Genomic DNA, 18,676 nt, shown 5'->3' with positions numbered 1-18,676 from the left:
AGCTCCTGGTAGAGGGTGGAGCGCGTCAGCAACTCCTCGTGCGTCCCCCGGTCGACGATGCGGCCCTCGTCCACGACCACGATGAGATCGGCGTCCTGCACCGTGGAGATGCGGTGCGCGACCACGATCACGGCGCGCTCGGCCGCGAGCGTGCGCATCAGCGCCCGCAGCCTCTCCTCGTTCTCGCTGTCGAGCTGCGAGGTCGGTTCGTCGAAGATGACGATGCGCGTGTCCCGCAGCAGGACGCGGGCGGCCGCGAGCCGCTGCCGCTGGCCTCCCGACAGGTCCTCGTCCCGGCCCAGCTCGGTGTCCAGGCCGTCCGGCAGCGCCTCCACGGCGCCGCGCAGCGCCAGCGCCTCCAGCGCCCGCCACAGCTCCGCGTCCGGGAGGACACCCCTCTCGTCGTCCCGCCCGAGCTGGAGGTTCTGCCGCACCGTGCCCTCCACCAGGGTGAAGCTCTGGTCGACGTAACTGATCTCACTGCGCAGTTGGTGCAGGGGCCACTGCTCGACCGGGCGCCCGCAGACGGAGATACGGCCCGACTCCGGCAGGAGGAAGCGTTCGGTGAGTGCGAGCAGCGTCGTCTTGCCCGCCCCGGACGGCCCGACGATGGCGGTGAGCCCTCGTGCGGGGGCCGCGAAGGCCGCCTCGTGGATGATGGTGCGCCCGCCGTCCGTGTAGGTGACCGCGTCGAACTCAACCGCGGGCGCCGTCGGTGACGGCTCGACCGGGGAGGTGGCCCCGGAGCTCTCGGGGGCGACGGTGAGCACGCTGTTGAGCCGTCCACGCGCGGCCAGGCCGCTCTGCATCCGTGCCACACCCGAGACCAGCATGGTCAACGGCGCGACGAGTTGCAGCAGATAGACGATGAAGGCTGCGAACTCGCCGATGCCCAGGTCCCCGGAGGCGAGCCGGGCTCCGCTGGTGACCATCACCGCGATGATCGAGAGCTGCTGGCCGAACTGCATGGTGGGTCCGACCAGGGCGGTCACCCGCGCGACCGATACGGCGGCCTTGCGCGCGTCCTCGACGCTGTGGCCCAGCGTGGACGCCACCTGGCGTTCGGCGAGGAACGCCTTGACGGTGGGCAGGGACAGCACGGCCGCCGTCATCTGCTGCGACATCGTCCCGATGGCGTTCTGCTGGCGTTCCACACCGCTGCGGATCGACCGGACGCACAGGAAGATGCCGGCACCGGCGAACGTGAAGGTCGCGAGCACGACGAGCAGCAGGACCCAGTCCAGCACGCCCATGGCGATCAGGGTGCCCACCGCCAGGAAGAGCGAGGACGGTATCTGGGCCACGCCGACGTCCACCACGGAACGCAGCTGCGTGCTGTCGGAGTTGGCGCGGGCGACCAGATTGCCGGCGCCTTCGCGCCGCACCCTGCGCAGCGGCAAGGTCAGAATGTGCGAGATGATGCGGAACCGGGCCTCGGAGACCAGGCCCTCACCGGCACGGGCGAGCAGGTAGGAGGAGAGCGCCGACGCCAGCCCCGCGCCCACCGCGAGGCCCGCCATCATGAGCAGCGGGCCGACGGGGCGTTCGTCCTCCGCGAGAGCCATCACCAGGTCGCGGACCTGGAGCGGGAGGACGAGGGTGGCGGCGGCGGACAGGAGACTCAGCACCACCGCGGCGGCCACGGTGGCCTTGCGGCCCTTCAGCAGCTGTGTGAAGACCCGCAGCTCGTCGGTGCCGTCCGGACTTGGTTCTCTGGCCATGGTGAGGGCCTTCCTGCAGTGTGCGGTCGGGTCGGGCCACCGTCGTTCGCACGGCCGACGGTTCAGGTCGCGGCACCCTGCGCGGCCGGCGGCGCGTCGCCGAGGGCCGGGACGGGGGTGGTCGGGACGTCGGCCGACGTGTGCCGGGGGGCCGTGTTCCAGGGCCAGGGGCCTGAGTCAAGGTTCCGGGCGGGGTCGGCGGGGTCGACGTTCGCCGCGACGCACGCCGCCGACAGTTCGGCGGCCGTCGGACGCTCGCGGTGCTGCTGCGCCGCGGCCACGAAGGCCCGCGCGACGACATGCGCCCGGTGTTCGCCGAAGCTCAGTCCGCGCATGCCCGTGCGGTGGTCGTTCGGCTCCCACGCGGCCGTCACACCGGGCGCGACCACGTGGGCGAACGCGGGGGCGGGCCCCTCCGGCAGGCCGGTGGCCAGAGCGCTTCCGGTCACCGCGTCGACGGCGTCCCAGGAGCCGGAGCCCAGGTAGACCACCATGCCGTCGTTGCGCGGCAGGCTCGACGGATTGGAGATGATCTTCGCGCGATACGTCACGGAGCGGCTCTCCAGGGCGCTCAGTACGCCGTGCCACAGCTCGGGCGCCGCGTCGGCGTCCGCGACCCGCAGATAGATCCGCAGCAGATCACCGCCGCCGGTGCGGCCCGTACCGCTGTCCACGAGGAAGAAGCCGGGCGAGACGAGCGGACGGGCCGCCGGAAGGTTCAGCAGCACCACCGGGCGCCCCGTGTCGCCCGCCGTACGCCCGGTCTCCCGGAGCGTCACCGAGTCCGGGACGCCCACCCGCAGGCCGTCGATCTCCACGACCCGCCGGCCGGCGGCCGACCGGTCCTCGGTGAGGAGCGCCGCGGCGACCGTCTCCGGGTGCGGGGTGGCCTTCGCCAGCCGGGCCTCGTAGTCCGGCGCGCGCAGCGTTGCGGGCGCCTCACGGTCCTTGACCCCGCGCCCGGTGTGCAGCACTTCGTAGAGGGTGCGGGCCAGCGCGAAGCGCATCGCCGACGCGGACTCGGCGGTCACCTCGTCGTCCCGTACCCAGGCCGTTCTGCCGTCCGGCGCGATCCGCACGTCCGCCAGCGCGAGGCGCAGCCCGGCCGCGAGCTCGGTCTCTTCGGTGCGCGTGGTCATGAAGCCTCCCCGAGTCCGACCGTGGAGACGAAGCTCCGCGGGTCGAGCAGCGCCGTCCTGCCGATGCCCGCCGCCGCCCGGACGATGGCCGACAGCCGGCCGCTCTCCCTGGTCGAGGCGATCAACCGGTCGATCAGATGCCATCCGGCGTAGGACGTGGCCCGCACCACGAGCCCGTCGTCGTCGGGGCCGCCGCCCTCGCGGTAGCCGCGGTGGAACGCGGAGACCAGCGGCAGCACGCGGGTCAACTCCTCGCTGCCGCGCGCCACGACCTCCTCGTGGGTGAGGACCGCCGAGAACGCGTCGTCCGTCTCCTGGGCGGGAATCCTCAGCACCGCGCGGTGCAGCCATTCGCCGACGTACGCACCGACATCGCGGGCCGGGTCACCGAGCCGGAACTCCTCCCAGTCGTTGACGTAGAACGCGGTGTCCGTGAGCAGGAACTGATCCAGCCGCAGGTCTCCGTGGACGGGGACGCGGGCGACCTCGGCCTCGGTCGCCCGCAGCCGCTCCAGTCCCTCGAGCAGCGCGGAGTCGCGCTGCAGCAGTCCCCATGCCTGGACGAACGCGCCGGTGGCGTGGACGTACATCTCCAGCGGCAGCGATCGCAGGTCGTCGACCGGCGGGAACGGATGGGGGTCCGGTCCGGGGAAGTCCTCGTCCCGGAAGGGGAGTCGGTGCAGTGCGGCCAGGGTCCGGCCGGCCCGCGCCGACATGGACTCGGTGAACTCCTTCTCCGCGGCGAGTTCGCTGCCGGACCTGATGTCGTCCAGCATCCGGAACACCAGGAGCCTCCGTTCCTCGTCTCCCCCGAGGAATTCGGGGCGGGGGAAGGGGCGGACGCCGCTCTTCGCGAGGCGCTCGAACGCCACGATTCTCCGGTAACGCTTCAGGGATTCCTCGGGACTCCCTTTGAGCCGTTTCACGAATACCGAATCGCCGGTGTCCGTGATGCCGGACCAGTTCTCGTTCCGGCCGGGATAGGAATAGACCTCCGAGGCACTCAGCGAACCCAACCGGAGCTGCCCCAGTAGCTGTTCGACCGATGCACCCACGGGATTGTCGACAGCCGACGCGGAAGGCCGGCCCTGCGGGTATCTGATCTTCTCGCCTGCCACAGACGCTTTGTATCGTGGGGCGACGCCGCCGGACAACGAAGTGACCGGCATCGGCCATCTCCGGCGAGGGTGCGCCGGTCGCCGTGCAGGACGACCGCCGAAGGCGGGCGGGCGGTGGCGTGTGACGGTCTCCTCCGCGAACCGTCACCCGCCGCCTTCTCCGACCTTTCCGGCGTCCTTGCTCAGATAATTCTTCGGCGGACGGCCCACACCACTGCTTCTATCGGTGTTTCCACGTCCACACGGTCGCATATCGACCGTATTTTGCGTCGTAGCGTGCGGTCGCTCATCTCCATTCTGCGGGCGACCTGCGACATGGTGCAGCCCTGGGAGACTAGTTGCAGGATTCTCAAGTGATCGTTTCCTAGTCTGAGGTGGGGGTCTCTTAAGGAAGTACTACGATTCACCTATCAACCTCATGGTCGTCCGACGGTGGGGCGCCGAATTTCGATGCACCAAAACAGTTGAGGGAAGAGGCTGGTTCGCGGCCGATTCAGAGATAATCCGGGTTCCGGACAGGGAGATCGGATCAACGGCCTGACGGTCAGCTGCCCGACGTCGCGGCGCCGATGACGGCACCGGCCCGGCCGACGGCGGCAGCAGAGAGGGCCGGAGGGGCCATGACGTTCTGATCCACCTTGCCCAGCAGCATGAACTTCCCCCTTGACTGAGACCTCGTGAACTGCGCGGGGCCCGCGGCGGTCACACCTGGAGGGTGAGCGATGAAGCGGCGGTCAATCCGCGGCACCGGGCGCGCCGTCAGTATATGAACCATCAGATCCGCTTGATCAAGTATTTACCCATGTGATCGGCGTCACATCATGATTGTTTGGGCGGAACTTGAGGTTCCGAATGTGTCGGCCGAGTTCCCCGAGACCTGCTATTCAGCGCCGCGCTCCTCACCATTAACGAACGGAACACCCGGCTTTCCCTCCCCCCATTCATTCGGAGAGCAAGGCGAAAGCCAACCGTAAAGCAGCGAGCGGTGCTCCCGGCACTTTCGCCGGGCGCACCGCTCGTGGTATTGCTGACGGATCAGGCGTCGGCAGTGTTTTCCTGACCGAATACGGCGTGCAGGCGCCGCGTGTGGTCGACATGGCGGACCGGGCCGGTGAGGGTGACCGTCGCCGTCAGGAGCGGGGCGGTGCTGGACGCCGCGAGCCGCAGCTCCAGGTCGCCCGGCTCGACGAGGCGGCGGCCGTCGCGGCCGGTGAAGGAGGCGAGGTCGGCCGGTACCGTGACGCGCACCCTGCGGGCCTCGCCGGGGGCCAACGGCACCCGTGTGTAGCCGATGAGTCGCTGAACCGGCTGGACCACGGAGGCGACCGGGTCGTGCAGATAGAGCTGGACGACCTCGGTGCCGTGCCGTTCGCCGGTGTTGCGGACGGTGAGCGCCAACGAGAACTCACCGTCGGTGGCCGCTTCCCCGGCGTACGTCACAAGGTCGCTCCAGGCGAACGTGGTGTACGTGAGGCCGTGCCCGAACCCGAAGGCGGGCGTCGGGTCGATGTTGGACACCTCGCTGGCGTGGGCGAGCCGCGCTCCGAGATAAGTGGTCGGCTGCGCGCCCGCCCCGCGCGGCACGCTGACCGGGAGCCTGCCGGAGGGGCTGGTCCGCCCGCTGAGCACCCCGGCGATGGCTGCGGTGCCCTCCGCGCCGGGGAAGAACGACTGCACGATGGCGGCGGCCTCCTCCACCGCCCGGCCGAGCGCATAGGGACGTCCCGCGAGCAGCACCGTCACGACCGGTCTGCGGGTGTCGATCAGCGCGTCGAGGAGTTGCTGCTGGGCGCCGGGCAGGGCCAGGGACTCGGCGTCACAGCCCTCCCCGCTGGTGCCGCGGCCGAACAGGCCGGCGCGGTCGCCCAGGACGACGACGACGACATCGGCGTCCCGGGCCGCCCGGACGGCCTCGGGGATCCCGGAGGTGTCGCCGTCGTCGACGCCCGTGCCGCGTACGACCGTGAACTCGGCCTCGGGGAACTCGGCGGCCAGGGTGTCGCGCAGGGTGGGCAGTTCGATGCCGACCGGGGTCTCGGGATGGTGCACGCCGATGTGCTGGGGAAAGGAGTAGCAGCCCAGTACGGCGGTGGCCTCGGCGGCGTTGGGCCCGACCAGGGCGATACGCCTCGGCCGGTCCAGCGGCAGGGTGCCGTCGTTGCTCAGCAGCACGACCGCTTCCTCGGCCACCGTGCGGGCCAGCTCGCGGTTGGCGGGCCCGTCCAGGTCGATTTTGCCGCGCAGGGCCTCCGGGTCGTCCAGGTCGGCGCCGTCGAGCGCGGGCGGCACGGGGTTCCAGTCCGGGTCGAGCAGCCCGAGCATCGCCTTCTGGGTGAGTACCCGGCGCAGGGCGCGGTCGATCACCCTCTCCGGTACACGGCCGGCGGCGACGGCCTCCGCCAGGGGCGCGCCGAACGTCTTGACGGTGGGCAGTTCGACGTCGACGCCCGCCCCCAGCGCGGCACCGGCGGCACCGGCCCAGTCGGCGGCCACCCCGTGCAGCGTCTTGAGGAAGGCGATGCCGAAGTAGTCGGCGACGACGGTGCCCTCGAAGCCCCACGTGTCGCGCAGCAGCCCGGTCAGCAGGTCCTCGTCGGCCGCGGCGGGCACACCGTCGATGTCCGTGTAGGCGTGCATCACCGACCGTGCGCCACCCTCGCGGATCGCCATCTCGAAGGGCGGCAGCAGGACGTCGGCGCGTTCCCGCGGCCCCACGGAGGAGGGGGCGAGGTTGCGTCCGGCGCGGGAGGCCGAGTAGCCGACGAAGTGCTTGAGGGTGGCGACGATCCCCGCTCCCTCCAGCCCGCGTACGTAGGCGGTGCCGATGGTCCCCACGAGGTACGGGTCCTCGCCGATGGTCTCCTCGACCCGGCCCCAGCGGGCGTCGCGCACCACGTCCAGGACGGGCGCGAGGCCCTGGTGGACGCCGACGGACCGCATGTCGCGGCCGATGGCGGTGGCCATACGGTGGATCAGGTCCGGGTCGAAGGTGGCGCCCCAGGACAGCGGGACGGGGTAGGCGGTCGCGCCCCAGGCGGCGAAGCCGGCCAGGCACTCCTCGTGCGCGACGGCGGGAATGCCGAACCGGTTCTGGGAGGCGATGCGGGCCTGGGTGCGCGACAGGGAGAGCGCACCGAGTGCCGGGTCGACGGGAACGGTGCCGAACGACCGGGTCAGTTGACCCAGTCCGGTGGGCAGGAGTGCGTCGAGGTCGACGGCCTCCTCCATGTCGTGCTGATGGGGGGCCACGTCACCGCCCTCGTCGGACGCGCCGACCCAGACGCCGTACAGCTGGGCGATCTTCTCCTCCAGGGTCATCGCCTTGATCAGCGCGGTCACCCTGGTGGTGAGGGAGTGGGCGGGGTCGTTCCAGAGGGGGACTTCGGGGGTGGTCTCAACGGCCACGTCGGCGATCACTTTCCTCCGACGCCCATCAGGCCCTGGACCAGGGCGCGACGGGCGAACAGGTAGACGAGCAGGATGGGCACCATGGACAGCACCACGGCTCCCAGCAGACCGGGGATGTCGATGCCGTGCGCGGTCTGGAAGTTGTACAGACCCAGGGTGACCACCTTGGTGGAGTCGGACTGGGTCAGGACGAGCGGGAAGAGGAAGCCGTTCCACGCCTGGAGCGCCGAGAACACCACGATCGTGGACACTCCGCCGCGGGACAGCGGCATGACGAGCTGGAAGAACATGCGCCGCGGGCTCGCGCCGTCCATCGCCATCGCCTCGTACAGCTCGGGGGAGATGTCACGCATCGCGCCGCTGAGGATCAGCGCCGACATCGGCAGGCAGAACGCGGCCGTGGGCAGGATGACACCGAGCAGGTTGTCGTACAGTCCGGCCTCGTTGATCAGGTAGAACATCGGCACGATCACCGCCTGGGCCGGGATGGCGAGGCCGAGCAGGAACAGCCGGAAGATCGCCGACGTGGCTCTGCCGCGGCTGCGGACGATCGCGTAGGCGAGCGGTGGGACGAGCAGCAGCACGATGCCGATCACGCTGGCGGTGACGACCAGCGTGTTGAGGAAGTACTGGCCGAACCCCGAGTCGAAGGCGCCGGTGTAGTTGTCCAGCGTGAAGCTGTCCGGGAACGAGACCGGGCCGTTCTCGGCGTAGTCCTGACGGGTGCGCAGGGTCGCGGCGAGCATCACGTACAGCGGCAGGCCGACCAGGACCAGCCAGACGAGCGAGCCCGCGCCGGCCACGTAGTTCGGTCGGCGCCTCATGACACACCCTCCGCGGAACTGCGCATCTTGTCGTAGCCGGAGACCCGGACGACGATCAGCGAGATGATCGTGGCCGCGACGACCAGGGCCAGGGCGATCGCGGAGCCGGTGCCGTAGTCGAAGCTCTTGAACGCCTTGTCGTACATGTAGTAGGCGCTGATGGTGGTGTCGGTGCCGGGGCCGCCCTGGGTCAGGATGAGGATCGTCTCGAACGTGGTCAGACCACCGACGATCATCAGGATCATCGAGGTGACCATGGAGGTGCGCAGCTGCGGCAGGGTGATGTGGAAGAACTGCCGGTAGCGGCCCGCCCCGTCGATCTCCGCCGCCTGGTACAGCACCTGCGGGACCGCGCGGGCGGCACCCTGGTAGATCAGCGTGTGGAACGGCGTGAACTGCCAGGTGCTGACGAACGCCAGCACCCCGATGGCGGTGGCCTGTTCACCGAACAGGTTGCCGTCCCCGAACAGCCAGGTGGCGTCGGCGGGGATGCCGAAGTTCGGGTCGAGCAGCGCACGCCACAGCACCGAGACGGCCGTCGCGGACAGCAGCAGCGGGATGAAGTAGATGACCGACAGGACGGCCCGGTTGCGCTGGTGGCCGGCGGCCCAGACGCCGAGCAGGATGCTCAGGGGGGTCTGGAGGACCACGCCGAGCGCGGTCAGCAGCAGGGTCAGCCAGATGCTCTTGAGCATGACCGGGTCGTCGATGAGGCGCGACCAGTTGTCCGTGCCGACGAACTCGGGCGGGCTGATCCCGTCCCAGCTCATGAAGGACAGTACCGCCACCATGATCAGCGGGACGATCGCGAAGAGGGCGAAGAACACTGCGGCGGGCAGCGCCCAGGCGAAGCCCGGGCGGCCCACCTTCGTTGCGGACGAGGCGGGCGGCCGCCGCCGGGACTCCTTGCGGGGTCCGGCGGCCGGCCGGGCGCTCGTGATCTGTGTGGTCATGAGCCGTTCGTCACTCGGTCGGGAGGGCCTGCATGGCCTTGATGAAGCCGTCCGTGTCGAGCTGTCCGTTGAAGAACTGCTGAACGGCCTTGTGCATGTCCGAGCTCGCCTTCTGCGGGTAGGCCTGGTCCCAGGACAGCTGGAACGACGGGGCGTCGGCGACGAGGTCGTACTGGAAGCGCGAGTACTCGGGGGTGGCCGAGGTCTCGATGAACTTGTCGGTGTTGGTCGTGGTCGGCAGGTTGCCGATGTCCAACTGCGCCTTGACGAAGTCGTCGGAGTACATGAGCTTCAGGAACTCGGCGACGGCCTCCGGGTGCTCGGTCTTCTTCATCACCGAGTAGTAGTTGTTGGTGTTGCCGGCGACGTTGGCCGGGTCGCCCTTGCCTCCCTCGACGGCAGGGAAGGCGGTGTAGCCGAGGTCCTTCTCGGCGAACTCCTGGTGGTCCGTCAGCTGCTGGGAGTAGTACCAGGAGCCCATCAGCTCGAAGCCGGCCTTGCCCGAGGCCACCAGCTGGACCGAGCCGCCGTTGGTGTACTTGACGGAGTCGTAGTTCTTGCCGAAGGCGCCGGTGTCGACCAGCTCCTTGATCATGTCCAGCGCCTTCTTGCTGTCCGCGCTCTCCCAGGCACTCTTGTCGCCCCCGACGGCCTTCGCGAACAGCTCCGGGCCGGCGATGCGGTCGTAGAGGTACTGGAACCACATCTGGGTGGGCCAGACGTCACCGCCGCCGAGCGCGATCGGCGTGACGCCCTCGTCCTTGAGCTTCTCCACCGCGTCGAGCAGCTCGTCCCAGGTCTTCGGGGGCTGGACGCCCGCCTTGTCGAGGACCTGCTTGTTGTGGAAGAGCAGGACCGGCTGGGTGCCGCGCATCGGGATGCCGTACGGCTTGCCGTCGACGACGGCGCTGTCGAAGACGGACGGCAGGAACTTCTGCTTCAGATCAGGGTTCTTCTTGATGAAGTCGTCGAGCGGCAGCAGCAGGTCGGCCTTGACGAACGGTTTGATGCTGCCGCCGCCCCAGTTGAAGAAGACGTCCGGAGCCTGGGGGGTGTTGATGATCGTCTGGAGCTTCTTCTGGTAGTCGGCACCGGGGATGGTGTCGAGCACCGCCTTGACGTCGGACGTCTTGTTGAAGGTGTCGACGATCCGCTGTTCGACCTTGTTGGTGGCGTCCCCGTAGACCAGGACATGGATCTTGCCGTCGTCCGACGACGCCCCGCCGTTCCCGTCGCCGCAGGCCGACAGGCTCAGCGCCAGGGCGAGCGTCGCGCCGGTGGCGACCAGTCTGGGCAAGCGCGCACGTGTCTTCATCGTTCGCCTTTCGAAAGTTTCGGCACCATCACCGAAAGTCCATGCTGTCGGACAGTAAAGTCAGTCGGGATTTCCGGTCAATGGCCGTGCGGGTGCCGACTCAAAACGTTATCGACCGCATGACCTACCCTGCCTGCATGCACGGTGAAGTTGAGGTGGGCGCCAGGGTGACGTTGGCCGAGGTGGCGAAAGAAGCGGGGGTCTCCCCTCCGACAGTTTCGAAGGTCCTCAACGGTCGTTCGGATGTCTCCAGCCTCACCCGGGCCAGGGTGGAGCGGCTCCTGGAGGTCCACGGCTACCGCCGCCGGAGCTCCAGCCCACCGCGCTCCCCGCTCGTCGAACTCGTCTTCCACGACTTGGACAGCGTCTGGGCGATGGAACTCGTCCGGGGCGTGGAGAACGTCGCCAGGGCCAACCGGGCGACCGTGGTACTCACCAGGAGCGGCACCCGGCACGCGCCCGCCCCCGGCTGGATCGAGGGCGTGCTCCGGCGCGGGCCGCTGGGTGTCGTGCTGGTCTTCTCGTCGCTCCCCGCGGAGGTGAAGCACCGGCTCGGATCGTGGGGCATCCCCTTCGTCATCGTCGACCCGGCCGGCGACCCCGATCCCGACGTACCGTCCGTGGGCTCCGCCAACTGGGCCGGAGGGCTCGCCGCGACGCGCCATCTCACCGACCACGGACACGAACGCGTCGCGATCATCACCGGACCCGAGGACATGCTGTGCTCACTGGCCCGTCTCGACGGGTACCGCTCGGCCATGACCATGGCGGGCCTGACGGTCGACCCCCGTCTGGTCCGGTTCGGCGACTTCCAGGTGCGGGGCGGCTTCGAGCACGGAATGGATCTGCTGGGCGGTCCCCACCGGCCGACGGCCGTCTTCGCGGGCAGCGACCTCCAGGCGCTCGGCGTCCTGGAGGCGGCCCGGCTCAGGGGGTTGAGCGTGCCGGAGGACCTCTCGGTGGTCGGCTACGACGACGTACCGCTGGCCCAGTGGTCGAGCCCGCCGCTCACCACGGTCCACCAGCCGCTGCGGCACATGGCCGAGGAGGCGACCCGCATGCTCTTCCGCCCGGACGGCCACCGCGGGGCCGCCCAGCGCATAGAACTGGCGACACATCTCGTCGTACGGCAGAGCACGGCGCGACGGGGGCGGCGCGGGGACGCGGCGGAGACGGTGGGCGCGGACGCGTGAGGAGACCTGCCGGTCGCGGGCGGTGCTGTCGGTGCTGTCGGTGCGGACGTGCAGGCGGTGCGGATGGTGCCGCCGACACCATCCGTGCGGCCCGTGCGGCCGGTGCCGTCGAAGCCACCTGTACGACCCGTGCGACCCGTGCCGCCGGTGCCGCCCGTGCGGCCGGTGCGCCCCCGTGCGGCCGACGCCGCCCATGCGGCCCGTGCCGCCACCGAGACAACGTGCCGCCCGCCCGGCGCCGGTGGCGAACCGGAGGCATCCGCTACCGCGCGTCGCGCAGCTTGAGCACGTACGCCGCGGTGAGCGCCACGGCACGGTCCTCGTCGTGCGCCAGTTCCCCGAGGGCACGTGACGCCGTCGTTCCCGGAATGTCCGCGAGCGCCTGTGTCAGCCGTCGACGTGCGGATGATCCGACGGTGCCCGGCGTGAGGCGGTCGACGAGCCCGGTGGCGATCCGGTCCGCCAGCGCCGGGTCGAGCGCCAGCGAGCCCAGCGCGTCGGCCGCGTCGACGTCGTTCGCCTCGTCGACGACCACGTCGACGAGCGTCGGCACCGCGTCGGCCACCCCGCGTGCCCCGAGCGCCACGGCCGCGTAGCTGCGGACCGCGACGCAGGAGTCGGCGAGTGCCTCCTTGAGCAGTGTGGTCGCCGCATCGTCCGGGATCTCGGCGACGGACCGGACGGCACGTTCGCGCACCTCGGGGTCCGGTGAGGCGAGTCCCTCCGCCAGCAGCGCGAGTCCCGCATCGCCCGAGCGCGCCAGAGCCCACCGAAGGGCCCCGGCGACGTTCGGGTCCGTCTCGGTCAGCACCGCCTCGACCAGTGCCTCCACCGGCACCGGAGCCTCTTCTGCCGAGGACAGGGCCGCGCGCTGGCGCGTCGCCGCGCTCTTCGACCCCAGTGCCTGAAGGAGAGCCACGGTCTGCAGGACGTCCTCCCAGCCGGCGGGTTCCGCGGCACCGATCCGGTCCAGTCGCGTGAGCAGTTCCGTCTCGGCCGCGATACGTTCCCGCGTCTGCCGGACGAGGTCGCCGACGAGCTGTGCGGGCGTGAACCCGGGGTCGTCCAGCGCGCGCCCGACCTCACGCAGCGACAGGCCCAGTGACCGCAGGCTCTCGACATGGAAGATCCGCCGGATGTCCTCGTCGGAGTAGTCGCGATAGCCGGCGTCGGTACGACCCGTCGGCCGCACCAGGCCGAGCGAGTCGTAATGCCTGAGCATGCGGGCGCTGACCCCGGACCGTCGCGCCACATCACTGATCAGCACTGCCTGTCACCCCTGACCTGTCACCCCTGGCTCGTCCTGCCCAGGACCACGATGCGCTTCGCCTCCTCGATCGCGAACTCGAACCCGGCATCCGGGTCGCGCAACAGCCGTTCCGTGGCGATCGCGTGCCGGCGCACGAGGGGGTCGGGATTCGCCGTCGCGGCACGCAGGGGCGGCGTGATCACCTCTCCGAGCGCGATCAGCGCCCTGCTGAGGCTCAGCTGCGTCTCCCGTTCGCCGCGCCCGAGCTGGGTGGCCAACGCCGTGGCCAGCCGGGGCTCTTCCCCTTCGGGCACGAGCACGACCGCTGCCCGCCAGGCGCTCCGCGCCACCTCGTCGTCGGCGTCGGACAGCAGCGCCCGTGTGATCGCCGGCCACGCCTGCCGGTCCCCGATCTTGGACAGCGTGTGCAGGGCCTGGCTTCGTGCCCGCGCGCGCTCCGAGCGGACTTCGTGGAGAAGCGCCGGGAGCGTCACGGAGGACGGGTGACGCGTGAGTGCCCAGGTGAGCATGTCACGCACGTAGAACTCGGGCTCGACCGCGCATCGTTCGACGAGCTTGTCGACGAACCGCGGGTCGGGGGCCGTTCCGGCCTCCAGCGCCGCCCGCAGCCGCACCGACGGGCTGATGTCCGCCAGCCTCAGAAGGGCCTGCTCGGTATCCCTGTCCTGTTTCGGCATGTCGTCGGGACCACCTCCTGGCCACAGTGAAGACCTTGTCACCGTGTGAAGGTCAAACGGCCCCGACCACACCGTCCCCCTGCCCCGCACCTCGGCGACCGGCGTCGGCCGGAGTGACGGAAGATGCCGCGGGACGGGTGCTGCCCGGCGACCCGGCGGGCAGCACCCGTCACATCGGGGAGGAATCTGCCGCACATACTTAATGAAAGCCAAAAGAAAAGCCATGCGAAGAACCTTGACCGCGACCGGCGAGGCGGGCAAGGTGCCGGAGAGCGCTCTCCCACCCCTCCCGTGTCAAGGAGTGTTTCCATGCCCACTGTCGGCATACCCCCGGCGGTGCCGGTGCCGCGCAGACCCGGACGCCGCGGTCTCGTCGGCGTCCTCGTCACCGCCCTGGCCGCCACCCTGCTCGCCGTCCTCCCCGCCGCGCAGGCCCAGGCCGCGCCCGCGCTGCTGTCCCAGGGCAAACCGGCCACCGCCTCCAGCCAGGAGCACCACGGCACCCCGGCGACCGCGGCCGTCGACGGCGACAACGGCACCCGCTGGTCCAGTGCCGCCGCCGATCCGCAGTGGCTCCGCGTCGACCTCGGCGCCCCAGCCGCCCTCAGCCGGGTCGAGCTGCGCTGGGAGGCCGCCTACGCCAAGTCGTACCGCATCGAGACGTCCCAGAACGGCACGGACTGGTCGACGGCCTTCTCCACCACCACCGGCGCCGGGGGCACGGAGACCGTGAACGTGTCCGGCAACGCCCGGTACGTCCGTATGCTCGGCACCGCCCGCGCCACCGGATACGGCTACTCCCTCTGGGAGTTCAAGGTCTTCGGCACCACCGGCGACGACCCGGGCCCGGTCATCCCGGGCGGCGGCGACCTCGGCCCGAACGTGCACGTCTTCGACCCCTCCACGCCCGGCATCCAGGCCAAACTGGACCAGGTCTTCCAGGAGCAGGAGTCGGCGCAGTTCGGTTCCGGCCGGCACGCCTTCCTCTTCAAGCCGGGCACCTACGAGAACCTCAACGCCCAGATCGGCTTCTACACCCAGGTCCTCGGTCTCGGCCTGCGCCCCGACGACACGACGATCAACGGTGACATCACCGTCGACGCCGGCTGGTTCAACGGCAACGCCACCCAGAACTTCTGGCGCGGCGCGGAGAACCTCGCCGTGAAGCCGGTCAGCGGCACCAACCGGTGGGCTGTCTCGCAGGCGGCCTCGTTCCGCCGGATGCACGTCAAGGGCGGCCTCAACCTCGCGCCCAACGGCTACGGCTGGGCCAGCGGCGGCTACATCGCCGACAGCAAGATCGACGGCCAGGTCGGCAACTACTCGCAGCAGCAGTGGTACACCCGCGACAGCTCCATCGGCGGCTGGTCCAACAGCGTCTGGAACCAGGTCTTCTCAGGAGTCGAGGGCGCTCCCGCCACCAGCTTCCCCGAGCCCCGCTACACCGCACTCGACACGACGCCGATCTCCCGCGAGAAGCCCTTCCTCTACCTGGACGGCGACGAGTACAAGATATTCGCCCCCGCCAAGCGCACCAACGCCCGCGGCACCACCTGGGCGGGCGGCACCCCGCAGGGCGAGTCGATCCCGCTGGACAGTTTCTACGTCGTCAAGCCCGGCGCCACCGCCGCCACCATCAACGCCGCGCTCGCCCAGGGCCTGCACCTGCTCTTCACCCCGGGCGTCTACCACGTCGACCAGACGATCAACGTCAACCGGGCGAACACCATCGTGCTGGGCCTCGGCCTCGCCACGATCATCCCGGACAACGGGGTGACCGCGATGAAGGTCGCCGACGTGGACGGCGTGAAGCTCGCCGGCTTCCTCATCGACGCCGGGCCGGTCAACTCCCCCACGCTCCTGGAGATCGGCCACCAGGGCGCCGCCACCGACCACGCCGCGAATCCGACCACCGTGCAGGACGTCTACATCCGCATCGGCGGCGCGGGCGCGGGCAAAGCCACCACCAGCATGGTGGTCAACAGCCACGACACGATCATCGACCACACCTGGGTGTGGCGGGCCGACCACGGCGAGGGCGTCGGCTGGGAGACCAACCGGGCCGACTACGGCGTCCGCGTCAACGGCGACGACGTACTGGCCACCGGACTGTTCGTCGAACACTTCAACAAGTACGACGTCGAGTGGTACGGCGAACGCGGCCGGACGATCTTCTACCAGAACGAGAAGGCGTACGACGCGCCCAACCAGGCGGCCATTCAGAACGGCACGACGAAGGGGTACGCCGCCTACCGCGTCGACGACTCCGTGGACACCCACGAAGCCTGGGGCCTCGGCAGCTACTGCAACTACAACGTCGACCCGAGCATCCGCCAGGACCGCGGCTTCAAGGCGCCCGTCAAACCGGGGGTGAGGTTCCACAGCCTCCTCGTGGTCTCCCTCGGCGGCATGGGCCACTACAACCACGTCATCAACGACACCGGCGCCTCCACCGTCCCGGCCGGCACGTCGACCGTGCCGTCCACCGTCGTGTCCTTCCCCTGACCGAGCCGTCAGCCGGACACAACTCCCCTCCGGGCCGGGCCACGTCCCGGCAAACCCGGCCCGGAGGGGCCATCAGGCGGCGCCCCCGGCCACCCGCCCCATCGGCTCTCCCCAACCCGCCAGGAGCAGATGTGTCCCCAGCCCTCTCGTACCGCAGACCGGCCGCCCGCCGCGCCGTCCCCCTGCTCGCCCTCGGCGCGCTGGTGGCGTCGTCGCTCGCCCTCACCGCCCCGCCCGCCCAGGCCGCGGAGACCCTGCTCTCCCAGGGAAGACCCGCCACCGCCTCGTCCCAGGAAGGCGACGGATACGCCCCCGCGGCGGCCGTCGACGGCGACCTCACCGGCACCCGCTGGTCCAGCCAGTGGAGCGACCAGTAGTGGTTCCAGGTCGACCTCGGGCAGCGGTCCGACCTCAGCCGGGCCGTGCTGACCTGGGAGGGCGCGTACGGCAAGGGCTACCAGATACAGGCGTCCGACGACGGCACGCACTGGCGGACCCTCAAGACCGTGACCGGCGGTGACGGCGGCAAGGACGAGGTCGCCGTCACGGGATCCGGCCGCTACGTGCGCATGCTGGGCACGGAGCGTCCGGTGGCTACGGCTACTCCCTGTGGGAGTTCCAGGTGTACGGCACCACGGACGGCACCCCGCCCGCCACCGGAGCGGTCGAGGTCACCGGCTTCCAGGGCGACTGGCAACTGACCGTCGGCGGCCAGCCGTACACGGTCAAGGGCCTGACCTGGGGCACCGACGGCGGCACCAAGCCGCTGCTCGACAGCGCCGCCGCCAACGGCATCCGGGTCGTCAACGGCTTCTGGCTGCAACCGGGCGGCGGCCCGGGCTCCGGTGGCTGCGTCGACTACGTCACCGACCCCACGTACAAGACCGACATGCTCACCGAGTTCGCCAAGTGGGTGGAGGAGTACAAGAGCCATCCGGCGACCCTCATGTGGAACGTCGGCAACGAGTCGGTGACCGGGCCCGTCGACGGGGGAGGAATGGGGCGGGAATGAACGACGGGACACTCGATCGGCTCATCGGCGAACTGAGCCTGGAGCAGAAGGTGCGCCTGCTCACCGGCTCGACGACCTGGCGCACCGCCGGTGAGCCCGGGATCGGACTGCGGGAGATGGTGACCTCGGACGGGCCCGCCGGGGTGCGCGGCGAGGCGTGGGACGAGCGGCGCACCTCGGTCCTGCTGCCCTCCGCCTCCGCTCTGGGGGCGATGTGGGACGAGGAACTGGTCGAGCGGCTCGGCGGGCTGCTCGCCACCGAGGCCGTCCGCGAGGGCGTCGACGTGGTGCTGGCCCCCACGCTCAACCTCCACCGGAGTCCGCTGGCCGGCCGGCACTTCGAGTGCTTCTCCGAGGACCCGGAACTGACCGGCCGCACCGGGGCCGCGCTCATCCGGGGCATCCAGGCCCACGGGGTGGCGGCCACCGCCAAGCACTACGTCGGCAACGACTCCGAGACCGACCGGCTGACCGTCGACGTCCGGGCCTCGGAACGCACTCTGCGAGAGGTGTACCTCGCACCCTTCGAGGCAGCCGTCGAGGCCGGGGTGTGGCTGGTCATGGCGGGCTACAACGCCGTCGGCGGCACGACCATGACGGCCAGCCCGCTCCTGACGGAACCCCTCAAGGGGGAATGGGGGTTCGACGGGGTCGCCGTCTCCGCCTGGGCGGCCGTGCGCACCACCGAGGAAACCGGACGCGCCGCCCTCGACCTGGCGATGCCGGGCCCGGACAGTCCCTGGGGCCCCTCGCTGGTGCGGGCGGTGAAGGACGGCCTGGTCGCCGAAGCGGCGGTCGACGACAAGGTGCGCCGGCTGCTCCGGCTCGCCGGCCGCGTGGGCGCGCTGGAACCGCGTCGGCCGCGTCAACCGCGCCGGGGCCCGGCGACGGCTTCCCGCGGCACCCGGGCGTTGCTGCGCCGCGCCCGCACCGAGCCCGGCGGCCGGCTCCCCACCACCTGGGCAGCGACGTCGGCGGATGCGCCCGTCACGCGCACCCGGCCGGTCGGTGGCCGGCTCGACTACGCCGAGGGCCTGCACATCGGCCACCGGGCGTGGCTGCGAGCCGGACGCGAGCCCGCCTACTGGTTCGGCCACGGACTCGGCTACACGACGTGGGCGTACGCGGAAGTGACGGCCCCGCTCAGGTGGTTGCGGGCGAGCCGTTCACCGTTCGGGTGACAGTGCGCAACACCGGTACCCGCGCCGGGCGCGAGGTCGTACAGGTCTACCTGGCCCGCCCCGGTTCGGCGGTGGAGCGTCCCGTCCGCTGGTTCGCCGGCTACACGGCCGTGCGGGCGGCAGCGGGCCGGACGGCGAGCGCCGAGGTGGTGGTGCGCCCGAGCGCGCTGCGGCACTGGTCGGAGGCGGACCACGGCTGGACCACGGAGCCCGGCCCCTACCGGCTCATGGTGGGCAGGTCGGCGGGGGACACACGGTGGGAGGGGACGGTCACGGTCAGCGGCTTGTGACGGAGGCCCGGACAGCGGCCGGCCGACCGGTCCGGCTGCCGGGGGGCACGCCACCGGCGGGCGCCCGGCC

12 protein-coding genes and 2 pseudogenes are annotated in these 18,676 nt (G+C 70.7%); 4 read left to right on the top strand and 10 right to left on the bottom strand.

Annotation, left to right across the window (positions count from 1 at the left end; all coding sequences use genetic code 11):
- The 8 genes from EBH09_RS33265 to EBH09_RS33230 form a co-directional block, all read right to left on the bottom strand.
- The coding region (locus EBH09_RS33265) for an ABC transporter ATP-binding protein (protein WP_153182755.1) at nucleotides 1-1,721 on the bottom strand (1,721 nt) is incomplete at its 3' end.
- A 62-nt stretch (nucleotides 1,722-1,783) separates the two neighbouring features.
- Nucleotides 1,784-2,860, bottom strand: coding sequence for a T3SS effector HopA1 family protein (locus EBH09_RS33260; protein ID WP_121750537.1), 1,077 nt, complete (start codon nucleotides 2,858-2,860; stop codon nucleotides 1,784-1,786).
- Nucleotides 2,857-4,029: a class V lanthionine synthetase subunit LxmK gene (gene lxmK / locus EBH09_RS33255; protein ID WP_121750536.1), complete on the bottom strand. Its 1,173-nt coding sequence runs from the start codon at nucleotides 4,027-4,029 to the stop codon at nucleotides 2,857-2,859. Before lxmK ends, EBH09_RS33260 begins: the two co-directional genes overlap by 4 nt.
- A 131-nt stretch (nucleotides 4,030-4,160) precedes the next feature.
- On the bottom strand, nucleotides 4,161-4,385 hold the full coding sequence (locus EBH09_RS39860; RefSeq protein WP_274595159.1) for a LuxR C-terminal-related transcriptional regulator: 225 nt from the start codon (nucleotides 4,383-4,385) through the stop codon (nucleotides 4,161-4,163).
- A 628-nt stretch (nucleotides 4,386-5,013) separates the two neighbouring features.
- Entirely contained in the window at nucleotides 5,014-7,395 is a 2,382-nt protein-coding gene (locus EBH09_RS33245; protein ID WP_121750535.1) for a glycoside hydrolase family 3 N-terminal domain-containing protein, read from the bottom strand.
- A complete protein-coding gene (locus EBH09_RS33240) occupies nucleotides 7,392-8,210 on the bottom strand; it encodes a carbohydrate ABC transporter permease (protein WP_121750534.1) in 819 nt (272 codons plus the stop codon). The genes EBH09_RS33245 and EBH09_RS33240 overlap by 4 nt, the downstream gene beginning before the upstream one ends.
- On the bottom strand, nucleotides 8,207-9,163 hold the full coding sequence (locus tag EBH09_RS33235) for a sugar ABC transporter permease (RefSeq protein WP_121750533.1): 957 nt from the start codon (nucleotides 9,161-9,163) through the stop codon (nucleotides 8,207-8,209). Before EBH09_RS33235 ends, EBH09_RS33240 begins: the two co-directional genes overlap by 4 nt.
- A gap of 10 nt (nucleotides 9,164-9,173) precedes the next feature.
- Nucleotides 9,174-10,478 carry an extracellular solute-binding protein gene (locus tag EBH09_RS33230; protein ID WP_121750532.1) on the bottom strand — a complete coding sequence of 435 codons (1,305 nt, stop codon included), beginning with the start codon at nucleotides 10,476-10,478 and terminating at the stop codon, nucleotides 9,174-9,176.
- A 137-nt stretch (nucleotides 10,479-10,615) separates the two neighbouring features.
- Between EBH09_RS33230 and EBH09_RS33225 the strand changes: the two genes are divergently transcribed.
- The gene (locus EBH09_RS33225; RefSeq protein ID WP_193776663.1) at nucleotides 10,616-11,671 is read left to right on the top strand and encodes a LacI family DNA-binding transcriptional regulator; all 1,056 of its coding nucleotides are present in this window, start codon (nucleotides 10,616-10,618) and stop codon (nucleotides 11,669-11,671) included.
- A 262-nt stretch (nucleotides 11,672-11,933) separates the two neighbouring features.
- On the opposite strand, the gene EBH09_RS33220 is transcribed toward EBH09_RS33225, so the two are convergent.
- Both EBH09_RS33220 and EBH09_RS33215 read right to left on the bottom strand, forming a co-directional pair.
- Complete coding sequence (locus tag EBH09_RS33220) at nucleotides 11,934-12,938, bottom strand: HEAT repeat domain-containing protein (RefSeq protein WP_121750530.1); 1,005 nt, start codon at nucleotides 12,936-12,938, stop codon at nucleotides 11,934-11,936.
- Nucleotides 12,939-12,958: 20 nt separating this feature from the next.
- Nucleotides 12,959-13,618, bottom strand: coding sequence for a HEAT repeat domain-containing protein (locus EBH09_RS33215; protein WP_121750529.1), 660 nt, complete (start codon nucleotides 13,616-13,618; stop codon nucleotides 12,959-12,961).
- A gap of 309 nt (nucleotides 13,619-13,927) precedes the next feature.
- Between EBH09_RS33215 and EBH09_RS33210 the strand changes: the two genes are divergently transcribed.
- From EBH09_RS33210 to EBH09_RS33200, 3 genes and pseudogenes are all read left to right on the top strand, one after another.
- Nucleotides 13,928-16,123 (top strand): discoidin domain-containing protein, encoded by a 2,196-nt coding sequence (locus tag EBH09_RS33210; protein WP_121750528.1) that lies wholly within the window; start codon nucleotides 13,928-13,930, stop codon nucleotides 16,121-16,123.
- 131 nt (nucleotides 16,124-16,254) lie between these two features.
- Nucleotides 16,255-17,096, top strand: a pseudogene (locus EBH09_RS33205) (discoidin domain-containing protein); the annotation flags it as partial.
- 35 nt (nucleotides 17,097-17,131) lie between these two features.
- Nucleotides 17,132-18,606, top strand: a pseudogene (locus tag EBH09_RS33200) (glycoside hydrolase family 3 N-terminal domain-containing protein).
- Nucleotides 18,607-18,676 lie beyond the last annotated feature (70 nt).

It is taken from the genome of Streptomyces sp. E2N166 (genome assembly GCF_003671715.1).
Lineage (GTDB): Bacteria > Actinomycetota > Actinomycetes > Streptomycetales > Streptomycetaceae > Streptomyces > Streptomyces thinghirensis.
This window is presented reverse-complemented; position numbering and strand designations above follow the sequence as displayed.